The 26,136-nt window shown below is 63.5% G+C and carries 22 protein-coding genes and 1 tRNA gene; 8 read left to right on the top strand and 15 right to left on the bottom strand.

The features are described from left to right. Nucleotides 1-118: 118 nt before the first annotated feature. The 11 genes from IPM18_17275 to IPM18_17225 all read right to left on the bottom strand — a co-directional run bounded on the left by IPM18_17275 (nucleotide 119) and on the right by IPM18_17225 (nucleotide 11,618). Complete coding sequence (locus tag IPM18_17275; GenBank protein MBK9121333.1) at nucleotides 119-991, bottom strand: hypothetical protein; 873 nt, start codon at nucleotides 989-991, stop codon at nucleotides 119-121. A 160-nt stretch (nucleotides 992-1,151) separates the two neighbouring features. After that, nucleotides 1,152-1,433, bottom strand: a complete 282-nt coding sequence (locus IPM18_17270) for a transposase (protein MBK9121332.1) — start codon at nucleotides 1,431-1,433, stop codon at nucleotides 1,152-1,154. A 126-nt stretch (nucleotides 1,434-1,559) separates the two neighbouring features. Then, nucleotides 1,560-1,925: a transposase gene (locus IPM18_17265; protein MBK9121331.1), complete on the bottom strand. Its 366-nt coding sequence runs from the start codon at nucleotides 1,923-1,925 to the stop codon at nucleotides 1,560-1,562. A 120-nt stretch (nucleotides 1,926-2,045) separates the two neighbouring features. Further along, entirely contained in the window at nucleotides 2,046-2,675 is a 630-nt protein-coding gene (locus IPM18_17260; protein MBK9121330.1) for a hypothetical protein, read from the bottom strand. Continuing rightward, nucleotides 2,672-3,487, bottom strand: coding sequence for an alpha/beta fold hydrolase (locus tag IPM18_17255; GenBank protein MBK9121329.1), 816 nt, complete (start codon nucleotides 3,485-3,487; stop codon nucleotides 2,672-2,674). Before IPM18_17255 ends, IPM18_17260 begins: the two co-directional genes overlap by 4 nt. Then, nucleotides 3,465-4,457: a hypothetical protein gene (locus IPM18_17250; GenBank protein MBK9121328.1), complete on the bottom strand. Its 993-nt coding sequence runs from the start codon at nucleotides 4,455-4,457 to the stop codon at nucleotides 3,465-3,467. The genes IPM18_17255 and IPM18_17250 overlap by 23 nt, the downstream gene beginning before the upstream one ends. A 591-nt stretch (nucleotides 4,458-5,048) precedes the next feature. Beyond that, nucleotides 5,049-5,120, bottom strand: a tRNA-Asn gene (locus IPM18_17245). 420 nt (nucleotides 5,121-5,540) lie between these two features. Continuing rightward, entirely contained in the window at nucleotides 5,541-7,355 is a 1,815-nt protein-coding gene (locus IPM18_17240; GenBank protein MBK9121327.1) for a CvpA family protein, read from the bottom strand. Between the two features lie 45 nt (nucleotides 7,356-7,400). Next, nucleotides 7,401-9,098: a Flp pilus assembly complex ATPase component TadA gene (gene tadA, locus IPM18_17235; GenBank protein ID MBK9121326.1), complete on the bottom strand. Its 1,698-nt coding sequence runs from the start codon at nucleotides 9,096-9,098 to the stop codon at nucleotides 7,401-7,403. A 45-nt stretch (nucleotides 9,099-9,143) separates the two neighbouring features. Further along, nucleotides 9,144-10,238, bottom strand: coding sequence for a PilT/PilU family type 4a pilus ATPase (locus tag IPM18_17230; GenBank protein ID MBK9121325.1), 1,095 nt, complete (start codon nucleotides 10,236-10,238; stop codon nucleotides 9,144-9,146). A gap of 204 nt (nucleotides 10,239-10,442) precedes the next feature. Further along, nucleotides 10,443-11,618, bottom strand: coding sequence for a GNAT family N-acetyltransferase (locus IPM18_17225; GenBank protein ID MBK9121324.1), 1,176 nt, complete (start codon nucleotides 11,616-11,618; stop codon nucleotides 10,443-10,445). A 141-nt stretch (nucleotides 11,619-11,759) separates the two neighbouring features. Between IPM18_17225 and der the strand changes: the two genes are divergently transcribed. Both der and IPM18_17215 read left to right on the top strand, forming a co-directional pair. Further along, nucleotides 11,760-13,085: a ribosome biogenesis GTPase Der gene (gene der, locus IPM18_17220; protein ID MBK9121323.1), complete on the top strand. Its 1,326-nt coding sequence runs from the start codon at nucleotides 11,760-11,762 to the stop codon at nucleotides 13,083-13,085. A gap of 114 nt (nucleotides 13,086-13,199) precedes the next feature. Then, nucleotides 13,200-13,712, top strand: a complete 513-nt coding sequence (locus IPM18_17215) for a hypothetical protein (GenBank protein MBK9121322.1) — start codon at nucleotides 13,200-13,202, stop codon at nucleotides 13,710-13,712. A 60-nt stretch (nucleotides 13,713-13,772) separates the two neighbouring features. Here the strand turns inward: IPM18_17215 and IPM18_17210 are convergent, their stop codons facing one another. Both IPM18_17210 and IPM18_17205 read right to left on the bottom strand, forming a co-directional pair. After that, nucleotides 13,773-14,237, bottom strand: coding sequence for a hypothetical protein (locus IPM18_17210; GenBank protein ID MBK9121321.1), 465 nt, complete (start codon nucleotides 14,235-14,237; stop codon nucleotides 13,773-13,775). A gap of 4 nt (nucleotides 14,238-14,241) precedes the next feature. Further along, nucleotides 14,242-15,009 (bottom strand): DUF4349 domain-containing protein, encoded by a 768-nt coding sequence (locus tag IPM18_17205; GenBank protein MBK9121320.1) that lies wholly within the window; start codon nucleotides 15,007-15,009, stop codon nucleotides 14,242-14,244. 253 nt (nucleotides 15,010-15,262) lie between these two features. Here IPM18_17205 and IPM18_17200 point away from each other — a divergent pair, with 253 nt between their 5' ends. Both IPM18_17200 and IPM18_17195 read left to right on the top strand, forming a co-directional pair. Continuing rightward, complete coding sequence (locus IPM18_17200; GenBank protein ID MBK9121319.1) at nucleotides 15,263-16,297, top strand: hypothetical protein; 1,035 nt, start codon at nucleotides 15,263-15,265, stop codon at nucleotides 16,295-16,297. 193 nt (nucleotides 16,298-16,490) lie between these two features. Continuing rightward, a complete protein-coding gene (locus IPM18_17195) occupies nucleotides 16,491-16,940 on the top strand; it encodes a hypothetical protein (GenBank protein ID MBK9121318.1) in 450 nt (149 codons plus the stop codon). Nucleotides 16,941-16,977: 37 nt separating this feature from the next. On the opposite strand, the gene IPM18_17190 is transcribed toward IPM18_17195, so the two are convergent. Then, nucleotides 16,978-18,156: an acetyl-CoA C-acyltransferase gene (locus IPM18_17190; GenBank protein MBK9121317.1), complete on the bottom strand. Its 1,179-nt coding sequence runs from the start codon at nucleotides 18,154-18,156 to the stop codon at nucleotides 16,978-16,980. A 283-nt stretch (nucleotides 18,157-18,439) separates the two neighbouring features. Between IPM18_17190 and IPM18_17185 the strand changes: the two genes are divergently transcribed. Next, nucleotides 18,440-20,626, top strand: coding sequence for a hypothetical protein (locus IPM18_17185; GenBank protein MBK9121316.1), 2,187 nt, complete (start codon nucleotides 18,440-18,442; stop codon nucleotides 20,624-20,626). Nucleotides 20,627-20,696: 70 nt separating this feature from the next. Here the strand turns inward: IPM18_17185 and IPM18_17180 are convergent, their stop codons facing one another. Then, nucleotides 20,697-21,437: a glycosyltransferase family 2 protein gene (locus IPM18_17180; GenBank protein MBK9121315.1), complete on the bottom strand. Its 741-nt coding sequence runs from the start codon at nucleotides 21,435-21,437 to the stop codon at nucleotides 20,697-20,699. A gap of 161 nt (nucleotides 21,438-21,598) precedes the next feature. Here IPM18_17180 and IPM18_17175 point away from each other — a divergent pair, with 161 nt between their 5' ends. From IPM18_17175 to IPM18_17165, 3 genes are read left to right on the top strand one after another with little or no spacing between them, the layout of a single operon-like run. Next, nucleotides 21,599-22,954, top strand: a complete 1,356-nt coding sequence (locus IPM18_17175; protein ID MBK9121314.1) for a Gfo/Idh/MocA family oxidoreductase — start codon at nucleotides 21,599-21,601, stop codon at nucleotides 22,952-22,954. A gap of 3 nt (nucleotides 22,955-22,957) precedes the next feature. After that, nucleotides 22,958-25,312 (top strand): hypothetical protein, encoded by a 2,355-nt coding sequence (locus IPM18_17170; protein MBK9121313.1) that lies wholly within the window; start codon nucleotides 22,958-22,960, stop codon nucleotides 25,310-25,312. A 26-nt stretch (nucleotides 25,313-25,338) separates the two neighbouring features. Further along, a complete protein-coding gene (locus tag IPM18_17165; GenBank protein MBK9121312.1) occupies nucleotides 25,339-26,112 on the top strand; it encodes a hypothetical protein in 774 nt (257 codons plus the stop codon). Nucleotides 26,113-26,136: the final 24 nt, after the last annotated feature.

The following is a 26,136-nucleotide window of genomic DNA, read 5'->3' as shown; positions in this document are numbered from 1 at the left end:
CGACCGGCGCGTCGTCTGGCGGGAGCGGGTCAGCACAGCCCGCTATTGGTTACATACGCGGCGTGTTTACAGAATGGTGCGGGGAAAGGGCCGAACCGCGGCGGGCCCTTGCACCACACTACGCTCGGAGGGAATACAGCCAGCGATGGGCGCGGCCAAGCCCCGCTTCCACAGCGTCTTCACCGACCATCGTCGCGCCCTCGACGGCAGCTTCAGTGAGCAGAGATCCGCCCGGAACAAAGACGCTAGCGAGCGCCCCCAAAAAACGAAACCGCTTCATTTTCCTCTTGACTCCAAGCTCATGCTCCAAGACCTCAGCTAGCAATCGCCTACCGAGCTCTGCATCGAATTTCTCACCTCTGCCAAGACTCGACGTGATATCTGCCCGAAGTGATTCGACGTTCCTGTTGTTCCGAATGAACCTAATAACACTGTCAACATTCTTGGGTCGCAGCTGGGGGAGCGATAGCGTAAACAGGCTCCTGGCATGGTACGCGAGCAGGTGGTCCTCTTGGCTATCCCATCTTGCGGCGTACAGACGCTCGTAGTATGGTTGGCTATCATCCCAATCGAGAACCGCTCCTTGGGTCTTGCATCTGAACAAATCCTGAATCACTGTGTGACACACCAGCGGGCGCAGCACCTCCTTGATATAGACAGACTCCTTAGCGTCGAAGGTCTTTCGCCTTGAGTTGATGATCTTCGTGATTGTGCTAACAAGCGTAGCATTGAGCGAGCCATCGATCTTCATGGCCGCATTGACAACCGAAAAGTGCTGTTCGTTTATCGCACGCTTCTCTTGGCTTCCAAATCTCTGGAGAAACGTCTCGCGGTCCGCCTTGAGCACACTCCACTGAGCACGCACAGGACCAAGCCACCCCACAATGTCCTCGCAAAGGGATTCGGTCTTGGTACGTATCTTGTCAATGTTCTCCCCGATGATCGCCTTCCCATCAAAGGTCTCGAGCAGGCCTTCTGCCTTCAGCTTCAAGATGCTCTCAACAAGGGGCGCCAGAAAGCGCAGACGAGATCGTTGTGCTACGAGATAATCCAACGCTTGCTGGTCAAACAGAAAGCCCGTCCCGACCAGCAATAGTGAATAATCTAAATCAATGAAGTCCGATCCTTCGATCCCGATAGGATACACGAGGCTATCTCAAAACCTCTGAAAGCAAGAGAAGCGTACAGGTCATATGCAAGAAGCCGCTGAACAGGCAGCTCGACTTCTCCCAACGGATGCAGAGCCGACGGTAGTTCTGGATCCAGGAGATCGTCCGCTCCACCGTCCAGCGCCGCTTGCGCTGCAGCGGCCGGCGGTCCTGTGTCACATTCTCCGGCTTGCGGTTGCCGCGATGCGGCGCGATCATTTCCATGCCGCGCTGTGCGAGCTCTTCGTCGAGCTTGTCGCTGTCGTACGCCTTGTCGCCGATCACGCGCGGCGGCGTCTCGCGTCAGCACGAAGTCGAACAGCCGCCTGCACGCAGCGGCTCTCGTGGGCGTCCGCCGCGCGGTATCGATCGCCACCGGCAACCCGCGAGCATCGACCAGAACCATGATTTTCACGCCTTTTCCGAGGTGGCCGCGCTGATCCCATCACCGCCGCCCCGGGCCTTGGCGAAGGTGCCGTCGATGAAGCATTCGTACACGCGGTACGCGCCGCGCCGTTCGACCAGGCGTCCGGCGGCCCGCATGGCCTGCTCAAAGAGCCCTTCGCGCGTCCAGCGCTGGAACCAACGGTGCACCGTGGCCCGCGCGCCGAACTCGCGCGGCAGGTCCTTCCACTTCGCGCCGTTGTCCAGCATCCAGAAGATGCCGCGCAGCGTCCGCCGCTTGTCCGCGACGGGCCGTCCGCCCTTCGGACTCTTCGGCCGATCCGGAATCCTGTCCGCCAGCCAATCCAATTGCTCATTTGTGAGTGTCAACATGCATCATTGTACAAAGTCAACAGGTGTCCCGGTTTTGAGATAGCCTCACGGCATGATCTGGTATGTCAGTTATGATGTACGGATTTCCAAGTCCATACGATGATAGCAGGTACCTCATGGCTATTGATCCGTCAGGAACAAAGGATTCTGAGCGAGCCTCCCTCGCCATTGTGAGTAGTGGACGATCTGGTTCACGCCGTACGCAATGTGGTACGGCGGAAGGGTACGTGTCAAGGTGGCGCCCGCACACACATAGGCATGCGGGCCGACGTCAACTCCGCCGATCACTAGGGCATCATGTCCAATGAATGATCGGCGTCGAATGACAGGGCTTGGTTCTGGCTCCTCTCGGTCATCCCAAGGCGATCGTGAATCCCAATGCGTGTGGATAAGCTTACCAAAGGAAGTGCAGTCGTCCTCGACCACTGTATGTTCCGAAACCGAGCCTCCGACGACACATCGTTTGCCAACAAGTGCCTGCATTCCAATAGTCCCACGATACAGGACCAGCGAATCCTCGCCGAGCTGCGCCAAGGGCTCAACTCGGCAGTATGCATCAACAACGCACCCATTACCTAGAACCGCACCGCAACCGATCACCGCAAAGGGTCCGACATAAATGAACTCCGGGAGAACGACAGGACGGTTGAACTCGGCTTCGGTCGGCCAAGGCCGCGCCCCTTGCAAAAACCTCGGGGCGCAATTGAGAATGGCCGTACTATCGACGAATTTGGCCCGCGCGGGCGTCATCGCAATGCCTTCCGAAGAATTGCGCGCAGATTGTGCTGACTGCGCTCGCTCTCTCCGGTCTCGTCATTATGATCCATGTACCCGTGATCCATTTCAGGGATAATTGTGAGATCGATGCCGGCATATCGTGCCGCTAGATCGCGCGAGAGTTCGTGAGGCACCATCGAATCGGCCTCACCATGAAGGATGGCCGTGCGGCTCGCGATGGCCGATAGCTGGTGACCAAGGTCACACATGGCGAACTCGATTGCATTGCGCCAATTCAGCGCTGCACGATCGGATACTGGGACAGTTGCCCCTTCAAGAACGGCGCGCCGATAAAAATCACTATACTTTGCAGTACGCAGCGGATGAGCAGGTTCTATGTACAGTTCACGGTAACTGATCGCCGGGGCCAGCAGAGTCGCATTCCGCAGCGAGCTCTGAAAAAAGCTTGCTGCCATGATGGCGGGGCCCGCTCCAAAACTCGTCCCGAAAACGTGCAGTCGAGAACTGTCGATCTCCTGCAGCAGGAACTCAGCCGCCACTATTGCATCTACGGCACAGTTCCGTAGTGTAAAGCTACTCGCGTTCGCCTTACTCTCGCCGTGGGCTGGGAAATCGAATCGAAGCACGTCGAATCCTGCTTCGGCAAGTTTGGGTGACAGCGTGCGATAGAACCCGAGATACTCATCTTTGTCTACACCAAGCCCGTGTAGCAACAGAAAGCCACCTGTCCGCGGTTGTCGACGCGACCGCTCGATAATGTAGGGAATTCTGTAGCCACCCGGTGAGGGTAGCTCACCTGTGCTACATTGCGCGTTGATGCTCATAGTGCTCTAACACCTCACTTTCAAAGCGCGCGGCAAAAGTGCGAACATCGTCCGACGATACGTCAGCCAATGCAGCCAGCGCCGCCTCGACGGTGTGTTCGTGGCCAGGACATTGAAGTAGCCCTTGAACCCAATCGCGATATTCCTCCATGCAGCCTGCAACAAAATCAGCGTCTTGAAGCATGGACAGGTCCGCGTGGCTATTCTTATGGTGAAATAGCATGGATACAATCAACTCCCCGAATTGCTCCATTGGCACGAGCGCCACTCGTTCCTTCCGTGGCGCGCGCTGCACGACAGTCTGCAGCGGGGTCACCACTGCGCCGCCATGCTTAATCGATGACCAGAAGAATAGCCAGTCTTCGTTGTATATGTAAGGAAAAATACCGAGCCGTGGACTAATCTTGAGAATTACGGCATTGCCGCTAATGGACACGTGTGGCGGTGTGCCTGTCATTGCGCTATACACGCGGTCCAGCGTCGAAACGTCGGCGTGAATCAGCGAATAGGTGCAGGCGATATCAGTCCCATTGCAAAGCACGTGTATAGCTGAGGGGATCAAGGACTGCCGGAAGATGATGTCATCATCGATGAGGAGGATTATGCTGTAGCCAGCGCGTGTGGCGTGCTCCAAAGCGTACATGCGTTTCGACGGCAGATCGAACCGTTGGTTCCACCGACGCGTCGGATTCTTCGAAGAGGGCCGATTCATCAGTTGATGATGAAGGTCAGCCCGAAATAGAACGAACTCCACGCCCTGAAAGCGAGCATCCGTTGCGGCTAGGCATGGGACCGTGTGCAGAACGACCACGTGATTGGCGCAGCGCGACATACGGGCAAGCTGCGTCGGGATATGAGGGCTGTCACCGATGGTTACAAGGTAGGCGCAGTCCACTTTTTCTTGGCCGTTACGGGCCACGTGCGTGTAGTCCGCCGTCTGAAGAATGCTGTCACGGACGACTCCTTTCAACGCTGATACTCCCTCCTGTCACGAGCGGGCGCCGTAGAGATGAGCCGAGAGGTCGGCCCCGCTTCATCGGTGCCAACGGTCCATGCTCTCGCGAGACTATCGCTTCGAACAGCCTCCGCGCGTTCGAATCGAGCTCGTCGAGGGCGAGCAGCAGCATCGAAGGCGATTGGCGAGTGAATTGTCCGTTTCACGTCCATGACGACGATATTCTAATCAAGCCTCGTCCCGATGGGTGATTATCAACCACCCCGCTCTTTGGAACGCCTATCGACCGGGGGGTAGGCCACAGCGCGATGAGACCGGAGTCTGGGTCGAGACTCATGGCTACGGCGTTGCGCCCGGGACGTCGCTGTAAACTCGGCGGTCGGCTGTTAACGAGAAAAACCGAGAGCGCCGGGATCGGAAGGACGCTCACCACGCCGACCGGTCGCGCCCGGTGCCGGGAAACGCACTCTCTCGCCGCCCGGGCCGCTCCGGCCGCATCCGTAAACCCTTGCGAATCCTCGCGTTAAAACGAGCAACCCCGGGCGCTCTCTGGCCCGGGGTTTCGCGTTAACTGGTCGGTCGCCAGACTCGCGACCGTTCGTCGATCTCCCCGAGCAGGACTCGAACCTGCAACCTAGCGGTTAACAGCCGCTCGCTCTACCATTGAGCTATCGGGGACTGGATTCTCTTCACACCGGCGCCTCTGCTGCCAGCATCGGCCACCGGTACCGCCGGGTTGAGCCCGGCTGGCACGGTCGAATCTAGGAAGCGTACCCTTGTTGGGACCAATGTCAAGCCGCCCCCACTTCCCGTGCCTTCAGAACCGGCCGATAACGGGCGCACCGGAAGTCCCCGGGCGGCTTGCTGCGACGGAACGAACTACCCGGGTTGTGGGCGGCCATTCTCCTCTTGCTCCCAAGGGCGTTATCGGTGTTTACCCCCCAAATCCAAGTGCAGGATGAGGCACCCGCCGATATGTTGGAACCGGCGGTCCCCGTGTTCTTCACCTGAACGGGTTGACTTTGTTGACGCACCCACCGAACCCATTCGCTCGCAGAGGCCTGCAGGTATCCGCCCGACCGCGTGCCCTGTGCCCGCCTACTGGCACAACGACGTGAAAATGTTGCCAAGCTCAATGCGGCCGTCGCGTTGGCGACTGTTGAGGGCCACGATGTTGACGCCTTTCGGGATGACGAAAATGAGACCCAACACGGCGGTGTTGTCGTTCTGCAACTGCCGCATGAGGCCGGTGTCGCTGAAATTGAGCATCTGGTTGTAGCCGGCGTCGAGCGGGTTGGGCTCGAAGAAGAGCTCGAAGTACTGGTCATTGTTGCGTGTGACAACCGCGTAATAGCCGGCGAGGGGGTAGAGCTCACCCACATCGTCCGCGGCGTAGTACTGGTTGGTGGTCCCCGTAACGAAGTTCATGATCTGCCCCGGGAGGGAGCGGGCCTGCTGGAGATTCAGGCGGAATTGCATGATGCACATGCCGTCGGGGATGCGCAGGACGGAGACATTGCCGTCCGTCAACGTGCCCGGCGGCGACCAGGCCGACATATCGCCGGTCAGGCGGCCGCGCACGAGCGCGTTACCGGAAACTTCAATCTGGCTGGCGGCCCGGGCGCGATCCATTGCCAGCGGAAACGGCAGACGGTGTTCCGGCCCGGTGAGTGCATAGTCGAGCACGTCGCGCAGGTTGGTGGCCCCGGTGGGCGTTTCCGGCGCGGATTCGCCCGCGGCGAGGCGCGTGCCCGGCGGGGTTTTGGCCTGGTGGTCGGCGACGACCGCGGCCCGGGCATGGCGGCGATACTCGACGAAACGCGGGACGAAATCGGTCGGGACTTCGAAGTAGGCATCAATCTTCGCGGTCGCCGGCAGACTGAGGTTGTTGTCAAAATCAACGACACGCAGGTTGTCCGCCAGCGCGGGCGGATTTACACCGCCGAGAACGACCGGCGCAAACTGCCGCGGAAAACGCAGGTCTTCCGACTGAACGACGTCTCCGACAAGGCGGATCATGGTCGGGCGGAAGAGGTGAATGGCGGTGCGATCGCGATCCCCGGCCGCCGGACGCAACGTAAGCCGCACACCGAGCAGGTGATGGCCTGCTTCTGGCCGGTACTCGAAGGGGGCAAAAGCCGGTGTCGGGCGATCCTCGCTCGGTGCGAGGTTGCGGTAGCGGGTGTAGGCGGACGAAAGCGGCGTAGACTGCGTCCACCAGGACTCCACGGTGATACCATCCTTGAAGCCATCACCCGTTTTGGGATCGCGATAGGGGGCGGGCGTTGACTCGGGCTGAACCGTGTTTCCGGTCCATGCAAGCCATTCCGTGAAGTTGGGATAAACGGCCGCCACAGTTGTTTCGCCCCGCAGACTGCCACCACTGAGGAACTTTCCGAGGCCGGCCGTGAAGTCGTCAGAACGGAGCCAGATGCGGTTGCGATCGATCCGGGCGCGCTCGCCGGGCCGCCGCTCCTCGCCGCGCTGCTCCTCCTCGCGGTTGCGCTCGATCGGCTGGTACATCATGATGCGGCCCCCCCAAGGCAGCATGAGGAAACAGATCAAAAGCATGCCAATGCTGAGCTGCGCGATGATGACGCCGGCCACAGCACCACCAATCCAGTCGGCGAGCATCGGCACGCGCACGTTTCCGCGCAGAAAAGTATCCGCCAGGAAGCGCAGCCCACCGTGCGTCACCGCGAAGAGCAGCAGGTACGCCACGGCTTCCGTGTAAGCCGGGTGCAGGCCGAATTGGCCGGTGGCCCAGAAAGTGAGCGCTTCGCCGAACCCGAAGGTGACCGCGACAGCGACGATGCAGCAGAACACGTTCAGGATGCCGCTGTACAGGCCGAACAGCGAATGCATGAACGTGATGCCGATGACGAAGAGGAGCACGAAGAGATTCAGAATCATCGGGTCGCTCCGTTTGCTGCGACACGTCGTCCGGACCAGGTCGATCTACTTCGCCGAAGCCGGCGGGCGCGACTGCGGCTTCGGTTGTGGGGCGGCAGCGGGAGCACTGTTCGCCTTCACAACCCGCGCGACTTCCTGAATGCTCGTCTGGCCGGCGAGGACCTTCTCGAGGGCCTGGGCCTGCAACCCGATGCCGCCGCGCTTGATCGCGTACTTCTTGACCTCGGCCAGCGAATCGGCAGAGCGAATGAGCTGCCGCAGCCCCTCATCGATCACCAACCAGTCAAAAACGGCGGTGCGGCCGGTATAGCCGGTGCCCTGGCAGGCCTGGCAGAGGATCGGATTGCCGTGCTTGTCGTACTGCGGTTCGGGCGTGCGGAACAGCACCTTGTCCTCGGGCAGGTTGAGGCGGCGCATCATGTTCGAGTCAGGTTTGTAGGCCTGCTTGCACTCCGGGCAGAGCAGGCGGATGAGCCGCTGGTTGCCGACCCCGAGCAGGGCCTTGGTGGCGAGGTTCTTGTCACCGACCAGCTTGAGCCAGCGCGCCAGGCCGTCAAACACGTCGAGCGCCGGCAGGGAGACGTAGACTTTCTGCTTCTCGGAGGCGGACTTGGCGGCAATGGCGGCCGCCTCCCGGTCGCGCAGATCGGGCAGGACAATGATATCGGGATCGGACCGGACCACCTTCATCAGGCGCTCGCCGAAGGTGGTCGTCTCGGTAGGGGTGACCACCTGCTGTGTCACGTTGTCGATTTCGAGCTCGATCTCGGTCTCGAGCATCTGCACATTCTGGAGGAAGCGGTCGTGGTTGCGGACGAAGCTGTAAATCGTGGTTGTCAGGCCTTCCTTGGGCGGGGCCGTCAGCACGATCAGGCCCTTCGAGTCTTCCTTGGTGGCTTGCACGATTTCAAGCTGCCGGGGCGTGAAGCCGAGATCGGGCACCTTAAATTCACCCTCGCGCCGCAGAATCTGGAACGACAGCCGCTCTCCGGCCGTGGACCCGTCCGACCGGACGAAAATGCGGTGCTTGTTGTCGCCGATGGCCGCGGTGATCTGCCCCTTCTGTGGCTTGCGCCGCTCCTCGAGATCGAGACCAGCGATCTGCTTGAGGAACTGGATCATCGCGTCCCCATCGGCGCGTGCGATGGGGTCGCCTTCGATCGGCATTCCATCGACGAAATAGGTGATCTTGGCGGCCTGCGGGCCGGCGGGTGCCACCTCGACCACCGTGGCCCGCCGCCAGAAGGCGTTGAAGAGCAGATCCTGCGTGAGGCGGAACTGCTCGCGCGGCACCTCGTCGGTGGGTATGGGAACGGGTTTGCGGTCAGCCCCGGCCAGACGCACCCGCTCCTTGACTTCGATAACTTTCTTCCTGCGGCTCAGCCCCTCCTCACGAAGCCGCCGGAAGTGGGCCGCCGTGAGCACCTTGTCCACCTCGGGGACAAGGGCATTGCGGTGCAGGACGTAGGCCAGACCCGCTCCCATGACCACGACGAACATGCTGGGAAAGCCAACCCAGAAGATCGGGATGAAGAGCCCCACCAGCAAACCCACCACCCCCGCGCTGAGCGTGATCAAGTTCCAGAGGATGCGGTAGGTGTTGACCGCGACGGCATCCTTGTCGACCCACTGGGCGATAGCCGCCCACGCAGTGAAGACCAGGACCAGCGCCAGCAGCTTGAACGGCTGTATGAGGATGGCGCCCTGCGGAACCTGAGCGAGCAGATCGAGGGATACGATCACAGGCAGCTCCTGCGGCCGCGTGGCACGCGGCCCCGCGATGTCCTACTAACCCAGAATGCCGGCGGAGGCCGACTTGATGCCCTTGAGCGCCATGCGGAGCTCGTCAGGGTTCGGCGCCGCCTCGTAGGCCGTGGCGTGATCGATGAAACCGGAATCGACCAGGCGCCGTATGTGTTCCGTGAAATCCACCATGCCGTCGTTGTACGAAGCGCGGATGACGTCGATGATCTCGTTGTCCCGTTCTTCACGGATCAGCTTGCGCACCGAGGCGTTCGTGATCATGATCTCAACCGCCGGGACGATCGGCACCCCCTCTTTCACGCTCGGAATCAGTTTCTGGCAGATGATCGCCTTCAGGTTGAACTCGAGGGCCTGGCGGATCGAGCGCCGCTCCTCCGCCGGAAACAGGTCGAGCAGTCGCGAGATGGTCTGGGCCGAGCTCGACGCGTGAATCGTGCCAAAGCACAGGTGCCCGGTCTCGGCGGCGTGGACGGCGGCGGAGAATGTCTCGACGTCGCGCATTTCGCCGATCAGCACCACGTCGGGATCTTCGCGCATCAGGTACTTCAGGGCATCGTGGAAGGTTTGGACGTCAATGCCGATCTCACGCTGGTTGATGACCGCCTTCTTGTCCGTGAACAGGTACTCGATCGGGTCTTCGACCGTCACGATGTGGACGGGGAAGCGCTCGTTGATGTAATCGATCAAGGCGGCAATCGTCGTACTCTTGCCCGAACCCGTGATGCCCGCCAGCAGCACCATCCCCTGGTTGAACAGGGCGACCTTCTCGATCGAATCCGGCAGGTAGAGCTGCTTGAAGTTCTTGATGTCGCGCGCCACGCGCCGGGCCGCAACCGACATCTTGCCACGCTGCTGAAAGGCGTTCACCCGGAACCGGTCGGCATCCCCCTGGATGCCGACGTCGTAGGCGAAGTCGATCGCGCCGCGTTCCTCGTACAGCTGCCGCTGCTTGTCACTCAGGAGCTCGAAGATCCCGTCGCGGATCTGCTCGCCCGTCAGCGCCCCCCCCTGCAAGGGCCGCAAATCACCCTTCGAACGAACCATCGCCGGCAAACCGGCCTTCAGGTGCAGGTCGGACACCTGCAGCTTGATCACCGCCTTGAAGTACTTGATGAGCATGCCCCCCCGTTTCTTCGAGTCCTCATCCGCGGGCGTCTCGATCGGCGTCACGCTGTCAGCCATCAGCTTACTACCTCCGGACGGTACGCCCACAGGGGCCAACCACGCGCGCCCGCGCACCGCCGCCGAGCCGAAAAAACGAAGCGGCAGTATAGCATAAGCCAGCGCCACCCGGCCACCCCGGGACTGCCACCCACGCGCGGCTCAGAAAGCGTCCCGCATCCACGGCAGCGGTCCGCCAAACACGGCGGCCGCCGCGGCCAGCTCCGCTTCCGGCGCGCGGAGCAGCCCCGCGAGCACCAGGTCGCTCGGTGACTGGTAACCCGAATACAGCGCTGCCAACCCACGCACATCGATCGCGAGACTCCCCCGGCCGCCGCGTGTCACCTGCGCGGTACCGGCTTCAACCCGCAACGTCCACCGGCCGCCGTTCTCGGGTAGCACGTCATCGGCCACGTCGAAGTGCAGTTCGGCCTGCACCGCCGGGGCATAACCGCGGGCGGCCAGTGCGTTCGCCACATGCACGATCCGCAGCATCCACGGACGGGCACGCGTGAATTCGTAGCAGGGCTCTCCCAGATGCAGAAGCAGCGGGTCGGCCGGGCTTGACTTCCACGAGGCGAATTGCCGGATGGTCCGGTGGTCGGCCAGGAAAGTCAGCAGCCGCCGCGCCGCGGCCGGTGTCAGTGCCACGATGTCGCGCACATCCATGTTCCAGAGCTTGGGTTCCGTCGTGGTCACGAAGTAGACGTACCCGTCGATGCGGTCGCCGTTCGTGACGACATACCCGGTCGCTTTGGAACCCCGCAGGTCAAGGATCCGGTTCCAATGAAACTCCGTGCGATCGACGTTGCCGGGGTGTCGGGCCGCCCATTGCTGGTAGGCCGCGTGCAGCACGGGCTCATCCTCCGGTCGTACCGGCCGCATCGGTGCTTCCCGATCCCGGCAGGTGATCCCATCGAGGTTGACCTTGAGCAGGGCCTCGACGCCGGCACATTCGTAACCGGCGCGGCGATAGAGCTTCACCGTGGCCGGATAGAGTGCGGACAGCGGCATTCCGGCGGCGTGCTGTTCGCTCAAGGTCTGGCGCATCAACTCGCTGGCCGCGCCGCCAGCCCGCTGCGTGGGGTCCACGCAGACCGCGGCCACGCCCACCATGGGAATACGGCGTCCGCCGAAATACTGCCCCTTCGGCAACAATGCCAACCCACCCACCGGCTGGCCGCCGACACGCACAAGTCGGACCTGGTCTACACCGACGCTCTGGAGGTATTCCGCGGATCGCTCGGGGGGGGAGACAAACGTCTCGGCCATCAGAGCGACATAGTAGGCCTCTTCGGACGCATTGGCTGGGGGTGCAACACTGAGGTCATGTTTCACGGTGAAATCCCGCCGGGGACGACCCGTTGTGTGGGGTCCGTGCGCGGCGGCGCTCGCCGCCGACCGGCGGCTAGTATACCACCGTTCTCGGTAGCCCACTCCGCGAGCGCTGCTGCCCGGTTGCGGCTATGATGCCGTTCTATGAAACTGCCCCTGATTGTCATTGTCGGTCGGCCCAACGTGGGGAAGAGCTCTCTGCTCAACATGCTCGCCCGGGACCGCATCAGCATCGTGGATGCGCGCGCTGGGATTACACGCGACCGTGTCAGCGCACTGGTCGAGCACCAGGAGCGCTACTACGAGGTGATCGACACCGGCGGGATCGGGATCGTCGATGATGACAACCTTGAGAGCCACGTTGAAAACCAGATTCGATTCGCGATTGAGCGCGCGGATGTGATTCTCTTCACCGTGGATGTGGCCGAGGGACCCGTGCCACTCGACCAGGCCGTGGCGGAACTGCTGCGCCGGGCGGAGAAACCCGTCATTCTGGTCGCCAACAAGGCGGACGACCCGAAGCACGAAGCCGGTGCCGGCGAGTTCATGCGCCTGGGTTTTGGCGAACCCCTCTGCATCGCGGCCCTGCACAACCACGGCCGCACGGCCCTGCTCAGCCGCGTGGCGGCCCTGGTGGGCGACCTGGCTGGTGATGAGCCGGGACTACCGGTGATGAAGCTGGCGATCGTGGGCAAACGGAACGCCGGTAAAAGCACTTTCGTCAACGCGCTCGCGGGGGAAGAGCGCATGATTGTCAGCGAGATTCCCGGAACCACGCGCGATGCGGTGGATGTGCGGTTTGAGAAGGACGGCCGACAGTTCGTCGCGATCGATACTGCGGGTGTGCGGAAGAAGGCCCGCATGAACGACATCGACTTCTACTCGTACACGCGGGCATTGCGGTCGATTCAACGGGCTGACGTCGTGCTGCTGCTCATTGATGCGCTCGTGCCAATCGCAGAGGTGGACCTCAAGCTCGCCAGCGCCATTCTGGAGGAGCACAAACCGGTCATCCTGACTGTCAACAAGTGGGACCTCGCCCAGGCGCGGGAGGCGAGCATGGATGACTTCCAGGCGTACCTGACACGTGTCCTGCCGATGCTGGAACACGCCCCGATCGCCATTACGACCGCAACAACCGGAAAGAACATTGACGCTGTCGTGGACCTCGCGCTGAGTCTCCACAAGCAGGCCCACACCCGGCTCTCGACTGCGAAGCTCAATGGCGCCCTGCGCGAAGTGCTCGCACTGCGGGGTCCGAGTGCGAAGCACGGCACACGACCGGTGAAAATCTACTATGCCACACAGGTCGCGGTCGCGCCGCCGACGCTGGTCCTGTTCTGCAACGATCCCGAACTGGTGCGTGAAGAGTATCGCCGCTACCTGCTGCGGCAGTTACGCAGCGTGACCCCGTTCACCGAAGTGCCGGTGCGGCTCTGGTTCCGGCCGAGCGGCGCCCCACGCGCGTAATCGCGGTGGCACGCGTGCCGCAAACTCCACGGCCGCGCAGCGCTTGCCCTTGTGCCCGGCTCGTGGATAATGGCCCCGGGTGAGGTGTGGCCCCGCTGCCCGCAAGGAGCACGCATGTCGATTGAGTTTCATTGCAGCCACTGCGGCAAGATGATCAAGACGTCGAATGATGCGGCCGGCGGCAAGCGGGGCAAATGCCCTTTCTGCCATAACACCGTGTACATTCCCATGGCGGAGGCCGAGGTGGAGCCACTGCGGCTGGCGCCGTCCGATGAAACCGCCGAACGTACGCGGCAGCAACTTGAAGAGGATGCCCGCCTGCTCGCCCGTACACTCCGGAGCGAGACCGACGATGTCCCCGACTTGGCACCGCGCCAAGCATTTCCGGTGTCGGACAATGACGCCCGGTTGCCCAGCGACGTAGAAACGCTGGTGATTGAATACGTACTGTCCATGGCGGACGGACGGCTTGATGAAGCCGAGCAACTGGCCGAGGAAATTCGACGCGAACCGGAGCGTGCGGCCGAGGTCGTCCAGCGCTTGACGATGGATGAATTACCGCCGAAGCGGCTGGCCCGGGTGCCGCGGCCCCTGATCCAGGGGTTCGTTAAGCAACTGCACGTCTAGCACCTTCCCGCGGCGGCCGCGCTCCGCCGGCTCAGCCGCCCCGGCAACGGAAGCGGCACCCTACACCCGGTACGATTCCATGGCCGCCTTGAGCTTCGGCCGATCCTGCTCGATGTTGACAGCGGGTCCGGCGGCCTCGAGCAGGTGAATCCGCTCCGCCAGCACATACATGCCCACGAGATAGCGGACCTCGCCCTGCCCGACACCGATCGAGAACTCGAACAGCACTCCGGGGCGACCGCTGCCATTCCGCAGGTCTTCGCGCGCCAACAGCTTCATTCCGTCGAGGTCGACCTTCTGGTGCTCGACCGCGGCCGACCAGAAAGCGAGATCACCGCCGTCCGTCTGGTTGGCGACGGTGCGGGTTGCAAGTACCGCGCCGGCCGCCGAAACCGCCCGGTAGTCGTACCGGAACCCGGCATCACGCAACTGCACGTAACCCTCCGGTGTCTCCAACGCTCGACAGCCGCCCGCACACGCCAGCAGCGCACCGCACAGCGTCATTCCTAGCATCGTTCGCCGCATGGTTCTACTCCCAGAGCTGCGCTGGATCGAGTGAGCGCAGCCAGACGAAGGGCAACTGCCGGAAGTTCTGCACCGAGGGGATCTGCCGGGCGATGCGCTCGAAATACACCGTGATCGTGCTGAACGCAATACGGCTCTTGAGCACGTTGAGCTTACCGATCAGTTGCTCGATCTCGGTATTGACCCGGGCGAGCTCTTTCTCGATCGTCACCGTGTCCTGCACGCTGGCGGCTTTCTCCAGCAGCGCTTCCAGCCGCTTGGCGGTGGCCTGGGCCGTCCGCAGACGGGCCTCCAGGTCGACGTACTCCTCCGTCACGTCGAGCGCATCGATTTCCCGTTCGATCACCGCACCAAACTTGATCAAGGTTTCGAGGGCCGATTCGAACTGGTCCGCGGGTACGCGGATGACAATCGCATCGCCGCGAATCGTCTGCATGTAGCCCCCCCACCGCGCGGCGACGGCCTGCGCATCCTGCAAGGCCTGTGCAACATCGACCACCACGATACGAAGCCGGGCGTTGTAGATCACAAAGCGCGTTGTCAGTTCGACTGGGCGATTTTCCGCGGCGGCGGCGGGCAGCACCGTCGGAGCGTCCGCGGGGGTGGCCATCAGCTCGCGGCCGAGGATCACATTCGGCGTCGCTGCACTCTCATATTCGCCCGGCATCAGGTACGACGTGGATCGAACCGCACAACCCGCGACCATGCCGGAGAGGCACGCAACCAACGCGAGCCGCCCCAGCAAGGCCGCAGCACACTTCCGTTTCCACATGGTGTTGACCTCCCGGGGCGTACCTGCCCTTGTGCAGAAGATACCCGTGCCGAGGCCGCCGGTACAAGTACGTGCTGTCATATTCGGTTGACAACTCCGCGCCAAGGGTCACAGGTCGGTGAAGGAGCAGTGCGCCCCTTTGCATGGCCGTGGCGCCGCACTACACTCCGCCGCTTCGCGAGGCCAAAGGGGCCGACCAAGAATGCCAACTGGTTCGCGACCCGCTGCAGGTCGCGCTGGAGGGTCGACGCGGATGGGTCCGCACCCGCCCACCACCGTCTACCGCCTCGTCATCCGTCACCCCGACTACGACGCTTTCGTAGTGGCACCTCTGTTTACGAATGCGAAGTGCGCCATCGCGGCTGTGGCAACGACCGTTCTCTGCGAAGCGGCACTTGGTCCCATCGTGAGCGTGGTCCTGCAACGCGGCATTGCACGGGCAGAGGCGCGCGGCAGCTACCACTGGGCTCCGGTTGAACGGTGGGATCGTGCGGTCGTCACCCGAATCCTCGAGCAGGTCAGCGCGCCACTGTCCGAGGGCTGTGTGGTGCGGATGCAACGGGCTGTCACCCAGGAGAAACAACCGTTGGTTGCAACGGTCGTGGGTCGGTCCAACCACGAGGTCTCCACGGCCTCGTTTGCATTGGCTGCGCCAAGTAAGGACCTCTCCGCCACGGCCACCCGGCACGCGGCGCGCCACCTCGGCAACACACCCCACCCGGTGAATAACACGCGCGCCCGAGCCACCCGCTCCGGACACCCAGCTATCTTCCCGGCCACGACAAGTGCAGCCCAGCCGCTCCGCTCCGCATCCCAACGAATCGCTGACGGTCTCGTGACGACACCACCAGCCACAGCAGCCACAAGCCCGATGCGGCGCGCTTCGGAGCCGCTTGGGAGTAGCGCCACGGATCCGACAGCCATCGGTTCTGTCGTAACGACCACGGTCGAACCACGAGCCGCGACATCCGTCGTGGTGCTACCCGATCCGGCATTGCACCCCGGCCCCCGGCGCCGACACCGTACGTACGTGGTTCTTGCGGCTGGACTGCTGATGCTGGCATGGGCGGGGATGGCAATGGCTCTTTCGGGTGGCCGCCTGCTGGACCTTGTACGGAGCCCGGGAGACGGGAGTGGAACGGTGACCTCAGTCCCGTTTGAATCGGTTACGCTGGAAGACGCGCCGGCCGCTCCCGTGGGTGAGCCGTCAAACGGACGGGCGGGCATCAGCCCACCCACACGATTGAACCCGGGCACCCTGCAACTCGAACCCGCCTACCGGAATTAAGATTGGCATCATCCTTCCAGCCGGTAAGTATCAACGGTTATCAGACCTCCTTGCTGGGGTAGCACGAATCCACGTGTGGTACCTCCCTGCCAACCCCAGCGTCGCTCGGCTATACCAGGAATAATCGACCAACGTGTGAATACTCCAACCGGTCTATACGTCGTAACAGGTCAGAACCCCGAGGAGAATCGCGATGCGCACAAGAACTTCCGTCTATGCTGGCGTTGCTGCCGCGGGCGGGCTGGCCGTAATGGTCGTGGGTTGCGGCAGTGGCCTGGTGCTTTCGGTGGATGATCTCGGGCTCGGCCGGGTGGAGCGCCCGTGTCGAACCTGCCCCGGCACAGTGGTCGTCGAAGACCGTGTTTACGTTGAATCAGCGGGTCTGTTCGGTAGCGGTTGGCTCTTCGGGGGTGATTACTACGACGTCGGGTACGACACGTACGATGACGGGCCGAGCTACAGCTATGGCGGGGCGTATGAGGACAGTTACTACTCTGACTACGGCGCCCCGACCTCTTACGACGACTACGGTTACTACGACGATTACTACTATGACGGCGGGTATTACTACGACGCCGGTTACTGGGGCGACGACTACGGTGATGCAAGCTGGTATGACGATGATGACTGGTGGTGGTGGTAGCTGCGGCGGTGCCGTTAGGTTCGGCTGAGCCCTGCCTTCAGGCCGCTTCGACTGCCAGTGCGACGGCGTTGCCGCCGCCGAGGCACAGCGACGCGACTCCACGTCGACTCCCCGTACGCCGCAAGTTGTGCACCAGCGTGACGAGCACTCGAGCACCACTTGCCCCGATCGGGTGCCCCAACGCAATGGCTCCGCCGCTGATGTTGACACGCTCCGGCGGCAGTTCCAGACCCTTCAGACAAGCCACCATCTGTGAAGCGAACGCCTCGTTGATTTCCCAGAGGTCCACACTGCCTAGCTCCCACCCGGCCCGTGCGCAGACTTGCTGACAGGCCTTAATGGGCGCGAAGAACAGTTCTCGCGGTGGACCGCCCGCAGTCGCCGTCGCGACTATGCGCCCCAGTGGCGTGCCGCCAGCGCGACGCAAACCGGCCTCGCTCGCAACGAGCACCAGCGCCGCTCCATCCGAGAGTGCTGAGGCATTCCCCGCCGTGACCGTGCCATCCTTGGCGAAGACCGGTTTCAGTGCCCCGAGGGTCTCCATGCTGGTGTCGGCGCGGACTGTTTCGTCGGTGTTGAAGGGGGGTGCGCCCGCCTTGCCCAGGATAGCCACCCGTTCGGCGGCGAAGTGCCCGGCCCGCTCGGCGGCGACGGCTCGTTGGTGGCTCTGCACCGCCCACGCATCCTGTTCGGTGCGCGTCGCTTTGGCACGTGCGGCCGTTTCCTCTGCAATCACACCCATGACGGCCTGGTCATAGACGTTCGTCAAACCATCGTAGAGCATCGAATCGACCAGCGGCACATCCCCAAACTTATGACCGGTCCGCATGCCACGCACCAGGAATGGAGCGTTGGTCATGGATTCCATGCCGCCGGCGAGCACCACCTCGGCCTCGCCGGCGCGAATCACACTGTGCGCGAACATGACAGCCTGTAATCCACTACCGCAGACTTTATTGACAGTCGTCGCTGAAATCGTGTTCGGCAATCCGGCCGCAAGCGCTACCTGCCGGGCCGGATTCTGCCCGGCGCCGGCCTGGAGCACCTGGCCGATGAATACCTCGTCCACCGCAGCGAGGTCGGTGCCCGCCTCCGCGAACAACGCTCGCGCCACATGGCATCCGATCTCGGTCGCCGACATCTTCGTGAGTCCGCCGAGGAACTTGCCGATCGGACTGCGCTTCGCCGCAACGAGATGGGCAATGGGTGCTGGCATGCTGAGCTCCGGCAGAAACGGCCGCCCGGCCCGGCGGCGGATAGTGGCCGCGAACGAGCACGGCGCCCGGCATCGTACGCCTGCGCCACGTGAATGCAACCGGTGAACGGGCCGGTGGGTACGGTGCGGGCGCAGCTATCGGACGTACGACTGCGCGGGTACCCGTTACAGGCGTGTCGCCGTGCGAAAATCGCATTGGGTGTGCAGGGGTCTTACCTTATGATGGAGCACAGCCGAACCCTTTGTCGCTGCCGATGAGTCGCATACGCATCCGGAGTCCCTCATGGGCCTGAAGCTGCACCTGTACTGCGCGGTAGGTATCCTGTTCTTCACGCTCCCGGCCACCCCCGCCCGCGGTGAAGATGATGCCCCACCGGACCTGCCGAACTTCGAAGTCCGCGTGCCCTTGGCCATCGATTCCGGCCCGCTGCGCGCGGACGATCGCGGCGAAGTACTGCTGCTCCGCTTCCAAACCATTGTACGGGTGGCCGGAGCGGATTCGGTGCGGTTGTCACTCACGGGCACAGAGTTGGCGGCACCCGCGGCCCAACTCCTGATCACGTCACTTCTGGACGGCGCGACGCAGATGCACAACGCGGCCACGCTCGCGGAATGGCGTGCGACCAGCGCGTACTTCAACGGTGACGCCGTGCTCGTGCAGCTCTTCGCACCCGGCGAAGAAGCGACGCACCGCATTCTGATCGACGCCGCGCGCGTCGAGTTTCCCGGCGGGGACGATCGTTCGATCTGCGGCTCGAATGATGAGCGCGTGCTGAGCGGCGACCCGACCTCCGGCCGACTGCTGCCGATCGGTTGCACGGGCTGGCTCATCAACGGTCGATCCAACGCGGGGATGACGGCCGGACACTGTACCGACGGTATCGAGGTCATGCAGTTTCACGTGCCCTTGTCCACCTCAAACGGAACAAAGGTGCATCCCGGCCCCGAACACCAGTACGCAGTGCAGCAGAATTCGATCGTGATGAACTCATCACCCACGGAAATCGGCAATGACTGGGCGGTGTTCGGGATGTTTAACAACAGCGTCACCGGGTTGCCGCCCGCGGAAGCGCAAGGGGCGACGGTCCCGCTGCAACCGGTCATCGGAACCGGTAGCAATACCCCGGCCATGATCCGGATCTCGGGCTACGGTACGCGCGCCGAACCGAACCCGCGGACATGGAACCAGGTTCTTACCACGCACGCCGGCCCGTACATCACCCGGCAAATCTACCGCCTGCGCTACCGAGCACACACGACCGGCGGAAACTCCGGCTCAGCGGTGTGGGATGACGACCGTGGTTGGGCCATCGGCGTGCATACGAATGCCGGCTGCACTGCAACCAATGCGACCAGCAGCAACAGCGGTACTGCGATCGATCATCCCAGTATCGTGCAAGCCCTCAGCAATCCGGTGGGACTGGCCGGCCCGCGGGCCTTGCGGCTCATGCTCTCACCGCATCGCCCGCCCGCGGCCCTTTCGCCACGCTCTGCGAAGGTCAATGCCACCCTTGCACCGGATTATGGCAACCTGCCGGCGGCCGGTTCCGGCACACTTCATTACAGCATCAATGGCGGCAGCTTTGCGGAGGTGCCACTCGCGGACCTGGGTTGGACTCTGCACCGCGGCACGCTACCGCCGCTGCCTTGCCTGGCGCAGCTCAACTACTACCTCCGTGCCGAGGACATGGACGGCCGCGCGGTGACGTTGCCGCCGGGCGCTCCGCTGCACACATTCGAGGCCGTCGTGGCGACGGGCTTCGCGCCGGTCGTTTCATACGATTTCGAGGAGGCCGCGGGCTGGACGGTCGTCAACACGGCGTTGGCGGCCGGTGCCTGGGAGCGTGGAACCCCTGTCACCTACACCGTGGGATACGGTCAGCCACCACCGCACGACTTCGATGGATCGGGACAATGCTGGTTGACCGACAACCGGAACGCGGAGTCCGATGTGGACGGTGGCCCTACGACCCTTTACTCGCCGGTGTTCGACCTGAGCACGCTGGTCGACCCGCGCGTGCGCTACGCCCGGTGGTTCGCCAGTGAGTTCGGCCGGACCGACCGGATGCACGTCGAGATTTCATCGAATGGTGGCGCGACGTGGAGCACACTAGAGGACATCCGTCACACGCCCGCCTGGGTGGTGTCCGAGTTCCGACTGCGCGACTTCGTGCCACTGACCAGCGCTGTGCAATTCCGCTTTGCGGTGGCCGACTCGCCCAACGATTCCATGACTGAAGCCGCCCTGGATGCGTTCGCGCTGCTGGACGCAGTCTGTACCCCGTTGGCGGGCGACTTCGACGGCGACGGCGTGCTGACAGGCGCCGATTTTGTCGTCCTGCTTGCTTGCTTCACAGGTCCGGACGTGTTGACGGGCGCAGAAGACGGCGGCTGCGCGGCCGTGTTCGACTTCGACCAGGATGGGGATATCGACCTGCATGATGTCGCCGCATTGCAGCACCGCATGTAGGGGTGGACCAGAAGCTGTTCCAGAACTTCCCTGCCCGCACAGGGAGGGGCAGGATGTATTGGGATAGCTCCTACCGCTCCGGCGTGAGCGCCGCGACGCGCCGTCGGATGCGATACAGGTCCGCCCACAGCCCCACCACCCACGGGCCGATCCGCAAACGCGAGTCCGGCGCATCACACCAGGTGATGCCGATCTCGGCCAACCGAAAACCGTAGCGGGTGGCAACGGCCAGCAGCTCTACATCGAAGAGCCAACCGTCCTCACGACACAAGGGCAGAATGGCGCGCGCAGCAGTCCGGCGCAGCAGTTTGAAGCCACACTGGGTGTCTTCCAACTGTGGCAGCAGGACCCGTCGCCGTGCACGGTGAAAGAGCGCCGCCGCGATGCGCCGCGGCCACGGCTGCGCCCGCTGGAGGACGGCACCCGGAGCACGCCGCGAGGCGAACGCGATGTCGGCTCCGCCTTGCAGCGCTGCGGCGAGCTTGCGCAGTTCACCGAGGTCCGTGGCGAGATCCGCATCACACATCAGCAGCCAATCCCCCGTGGCTGCGAGCAACCCCCTCCGCACACTGAAGCCCTTGCCCCGGTTGGTCGGATTTCGGAGCAGGCGCAGCCCCGGCAGCCCCGCGCGGCGCGCGGCGCGCACAACGGTCGCGGTGTCATCGGTACTGCCATCCTCGACCACAAGGATTTCGATAAGCCGGATGGCCTGCGACTCCTGCTGCCACCATGTCTGTACACGGGCCAGTGTCGGGCCCAGCCGGAGTCCCTCGTTCCAGGCGGGAATGACGATCGAGAGCGTTGGAACCATCGCCGTGCAGCGTAGCGGGCGAGGCACTGGTGGACAATCGGGGGGCTTGAGTTGCGCCGCAGGCGCTCAAATCCGGGGGTGCATTGACGCGCCCCCGCCATGCGATAGAGTGCGATTCCCGGTACCCCCAGCGGGCCCCGGAACTCAGGAGTACCCGTCCGATGAGTCATCACCCCACCCCGCCGCCACAGGATTTGCACTGGACCCGCCGGGACTTTCTCCGTACAGCCGCCGTTACCGGCGCCGGTCTCATGGTGACGCTGCCGACCTGGGCCCAGGAAGTCGGCGCCGCCGCCGGTGGCAACACGGATGAGCTGCGCATTGCCATCATCGGGCCGGGCAGCCAGGGGCGGAACCTGCTCACCAACTGCCTGAAGATTCCCGGGATTCGCTTTACCGCGGTGTGTGACATCTGGCCGTATCACCAACGCTACGCTGCGAACATCCTGAAGCGTTATGACCAGGAGGTGAACGTCTACGCCGACTACGCGGAGATGCTTGCAACGGAGCGGGACCTCGATGCGGTCCTTATCGCCTCGCCCGATCATGTGCATGCCGAGCAGACGCTCGCCTGTCTCCAAGCCGGCAAGCACGTGTACTGCGAGAAGGAAATGTCGAACACGCTCGAAGGTTGCCGGCAGATGGTGCGGGCCGCGCGCACGAGCGGCAAGCTCCTGCAGATCGGGCACCAGCGGCGCAGCAATCCGCGCTATTGGCATGCCCTGAAGATGATCGAGAATGACAAAGTGTGCGGGCAAATCACCAACTTCCAAGGACAGTGGAACCGAGCGCAGCGTTTTGAACTGGGCTGGCCCGAGGGCCAGGAACTCGACGCCGACACCCTGAAGAAATACGGCTACGACACGATGGATCGGTTCCGGAACTGGCGCTGGTACAAGCAGTACTCGGGTGGGCCGATGGCCGACCTCGGCTCGCACCAGGTCGATGTCTTTAACTGGTTCCTGCGCACGCCGCCGGCGAGCGTGATGGCGATCGGCGGACGCTTCTACGACGACCGCGAGTGGTACGACCACGTCCTCGCCCTCTATGAGTACCCATCCGGCGAGAAGCGGATCCGCGGTGCCTACCAGGTTCTCAGCACGACGAGCCACGGCGGTTTCTTTGAGACCTTCCAGGGTACGGAGGGATCACTCGTCGTTTCCGAAGATCCCCGGCAGGGACACGTCTTCCGCGAAGTCACAGCCAAGCGGCGCGAGTGGGAAGACGAGGCCTCCAAGGTTGAGACCATGGGGCGGGAGGCCATTGAACTCAAGATCGGAGAGACCCTCGCACCGGACGGGACACGGACTCCTGAAGCCGAGAGAATGCTGGCCGAGAGCCAGAAACCGATCCACCAGCTTCACCTGGAGAACTTCTTCAGCGCCATCCGGAACGGCACACCGCTGTCATGTCCGCCCGAGGTCGGATACGAGACCGCCGTTGCCGTGCTCTCTGCGAACGACGCGGTCGAGAAGGGCGCCCGGATCGAGTTCAAGCCCGAAGATTTCAAGGTCTAAACCGTGCGTCATCGGCATTGCAGCACGGGGCGTCGGTTCACGGCCTGGGTTCGACTGACGCTGGTGGCCGCGGGGCTCGCCGGTGCGGCGGCACTCAGCGTAGCCGACGAGCCCGGCAGCGATCTGCTGCGGACCGACAGTCAGGCCCCGTACGTGCATCGCATCACGCTGTACGATCACAGCGGCAAAGCCATCGACCCGCGCGCTACGCCCGCGCTGCCCTATTCCCCGATGATGACGTGCGGCAAGTGTCATGCGGTCGGTCAGATCGCCCACGGCTGGCACTTCAATGCCGGGATAACCACGGTTCCGGCCGGGCGCCCGGGTGAGCCCTGGTTTTACCACGACGCCGCGGCCGGGACACTGCTACCCCTGACGGAGCGCCACTGGCCCGGTGCCTGGCGTCCGTCCGACGTTGGACTCGAGAGTTGGGACCTGGTGAAGCGTTTCGGCCGTCACCAACCGGGTGGTGGGGTCGGCACACCCACATCGGCCGAGCAGGAAGCGGCCCGCGTTTTCCCGCGGTGGAATGTATCTGGCACATACGAAGTGGATTGCATGGTCTGCCACAGTGTCGATCAGCAGCATGATCCGGCTGAACTGGCACGCCAGGTGGAACGTGAGAACTTCAAGTGGGCTCCCACCGCTGCGCTGGGTCTGGCGGTCGTACGCGGGGAGGCCCGGCGGGCTCCCGACGAATGGGACCCCTTCACCCCGCCGCACCCCGATTACCCCGACCAGGCCGGTCCCATTCTCATCTATGACCGTACACGCTTCGATCCCGACGATCGTGTGTTCTTCAACGTCACCCGTCGCGTGCCGAACGAGCGCTGCACGTTCTGCCACACGCTGCGAACGGTCGCCGTACCGCCGGCGCCACCAATCGAGCGCTGGCACACCGAGAATGATGTCCACCTTGCGGCGGGGCTGTCGTGCGTTGATTGTCACCGCCACGGCCTCGACCACGCGACCACGCGCGGCTATCCCGGTGAAGTCGATCCACGGAGCGATCCGACCCGCGCCACGCTGTCCTGCCGCGGCTGCCACTACGGCGACAGTGGAGCGGCGGAAGTGCGCAACGCGGCGGTCGCCGGACGGGCGGGCGCGCCGCGCCCGGCTCACGCCGGCCTGCCGCCCCTGCACCTGGAAAAGCTGAGCTGCACCGCCTGCCACTCCGGACCGTGGCCCCAATTGCAGACGCAGCGCGTGCAAACAGCGCTGGCGCATGGGCTCGGGCTGCCGGAGCGCGGGCGCTCGGGGAGCGCTGTGCCACAAATCCAGGAACCGGTATTTGCAACTCGAGAAGGCATGATTACGCCTCATCGGCTCGTGTGGCCCGCGTTCTGGGGGTACGCCGGCGGCGACGATGTCGTGCCGATTCCGGTGGACCGGGTTGAACGAACCGTGCGGCGCCTGCCCCGCGATCTGGTCCCCGGCAGCGACGAGTTTCGCATACAGCTTGCCACTCGGCTGCAGGCGGACGCCCCCGACGGGGCTCGCGTGGTGTATGTCGACGGCGGCTACTTGCATGATCCGACGGATGCCGGCGTTGTGCCGTACGAGCATACCGCCGCAGAACCGTACCTGTGGCCCTTGGCTCACCAGGTGCGGCCGGCGGCGCAGGCGCTCGGCAGCGGGGGCTGCACAGATTGCCACGCACGCGACGGCGCGATGTTTTTCGGACAGGTTGCAGTACCTGCGTTGCAGGCGAATACGGATCTGCCCCCACGGACGATGGCGGATTTCACACATTACGATCCGCGCCTCGCGGAGGTTTGGGCACTGAGCTTCAAAGCGCGCCCGATCTTCAAGCTGTACGGCTGGCTCGCTGCGGCGGTGGTGGGCTTGTTGCTGCTCCGGGCGGCACAGGAGTGGCTCGGGCAGCGGGTGTTGCGGATAGGGACACTCCCTGCGGCAACTTCGGATTCGGCGCAGTGGGGGAGCGTGCGGATGGTGCTGGGTGTGCTGCTGGTGGCGATCGTACTGCAGGCGGTCAATGCGTTCGGAGCACTGAACCTGCGGGGTGAGCTCGCCGGTTGGGCCCTGCTGGTGCATATGGTTGGCGCAGGCCTTTTCATCGCAGCGCTGGTCGGATTCGCCTGGCTTGGCGCGCGGCATCATGTCCCCGGTCGCGCGCGGTCCCGGCTGCACGGCGGACTGTTCTGGCTGGTGCTCTTGCTCGGAACAGGGGTTCTGGGGACGATGCTCATGGCCATGCAGGGACACATGAGCATGGATCAGCAGCATGAGTGGATCGAGTGGCACGAGCGTGGCGCGATCGGTCTCGTGTTGGCCGTGGCCCTGTATCTGCTGGCGGGTCGATGGGCGCGCCCGCAACGGGTGAAAGCAGCGCAGTAGTGCGCCCGCTCTCGGGAGACCGAACCATGGCGATGCATTGGACGGCAACATCTACCGCGCTGGTGGCGTTCGGCGCGCTGGCCCTTTCGGCCCCCCGGCCCATACAGGAAGGTCAGAAGCAGCCCCCGGTCACCGATGCACCGGCTACGACCGCGGAGACCCAGCCGGCACCCGCGACGAAGCCCGGCCACGAACCGCTGAAGCTCGAACTCCCCCGGCCGGCGTTCAAGGGCACCCCGACGAACGCGCCGCCCGGGATCCACCTCGATCCGCCGCGCAAGGGGCCGCGGCCGGAATTGCTCGCACCCGTGGGAGTACGCAACATCGCGCGTAACCGGCCGGTCAAAAGCAGCGATATGGAGCCGATCGTCGGCACACTGAAGTGCATCACCGACGGCGACAAGGAAGCCCGCGAAGGCAGCTATGTCGAACTCGGGCCGGGCGTGCAGTGGGTACAGATTGATCTCGGCAAGCCGCACATCCTGCACGCGCTGGCCGTGTGGCGGTACCACGCCAGCGCGCGGATCTACCACGATGTCGTGATCCAGGTCGCTGACGACGGAGATTTCATCGAGAACGTACGAACTGTGTTCAACAACGACCACGACAATTCCGCCGGCCTCGGTATCGGCAGCCAGAAGGCCTTCTGGGAGACCTTCGAGGGGCAACTGCTGGAGCTCGAGGCCGTGAAAGCCCGATACATCCGTCTCTATTCAAACGGCAGCACGGCCGACGAACAGAACCACTACATCGAGGTCGAGGTGTACGGTCTGCCCATCGAACCCCGCTCCGGTCCCTAAGGGGCACGCATTGGGCCTCCCACG

The sequence above is a fragment of the Phycisphaerales bacterium genome (assembly GCA_016716475.1).
Taxonomy (GTDB): Bacteria; Planctomycetota; Phycisphaerae; order UBA1845; family Fen-1342; genus JADJWG01.
The sequence above is the reverse complement of the archived record's forward strand: the minus strand, read 5'-3'. Positions and strand labels throughout refer to the sequence as shown.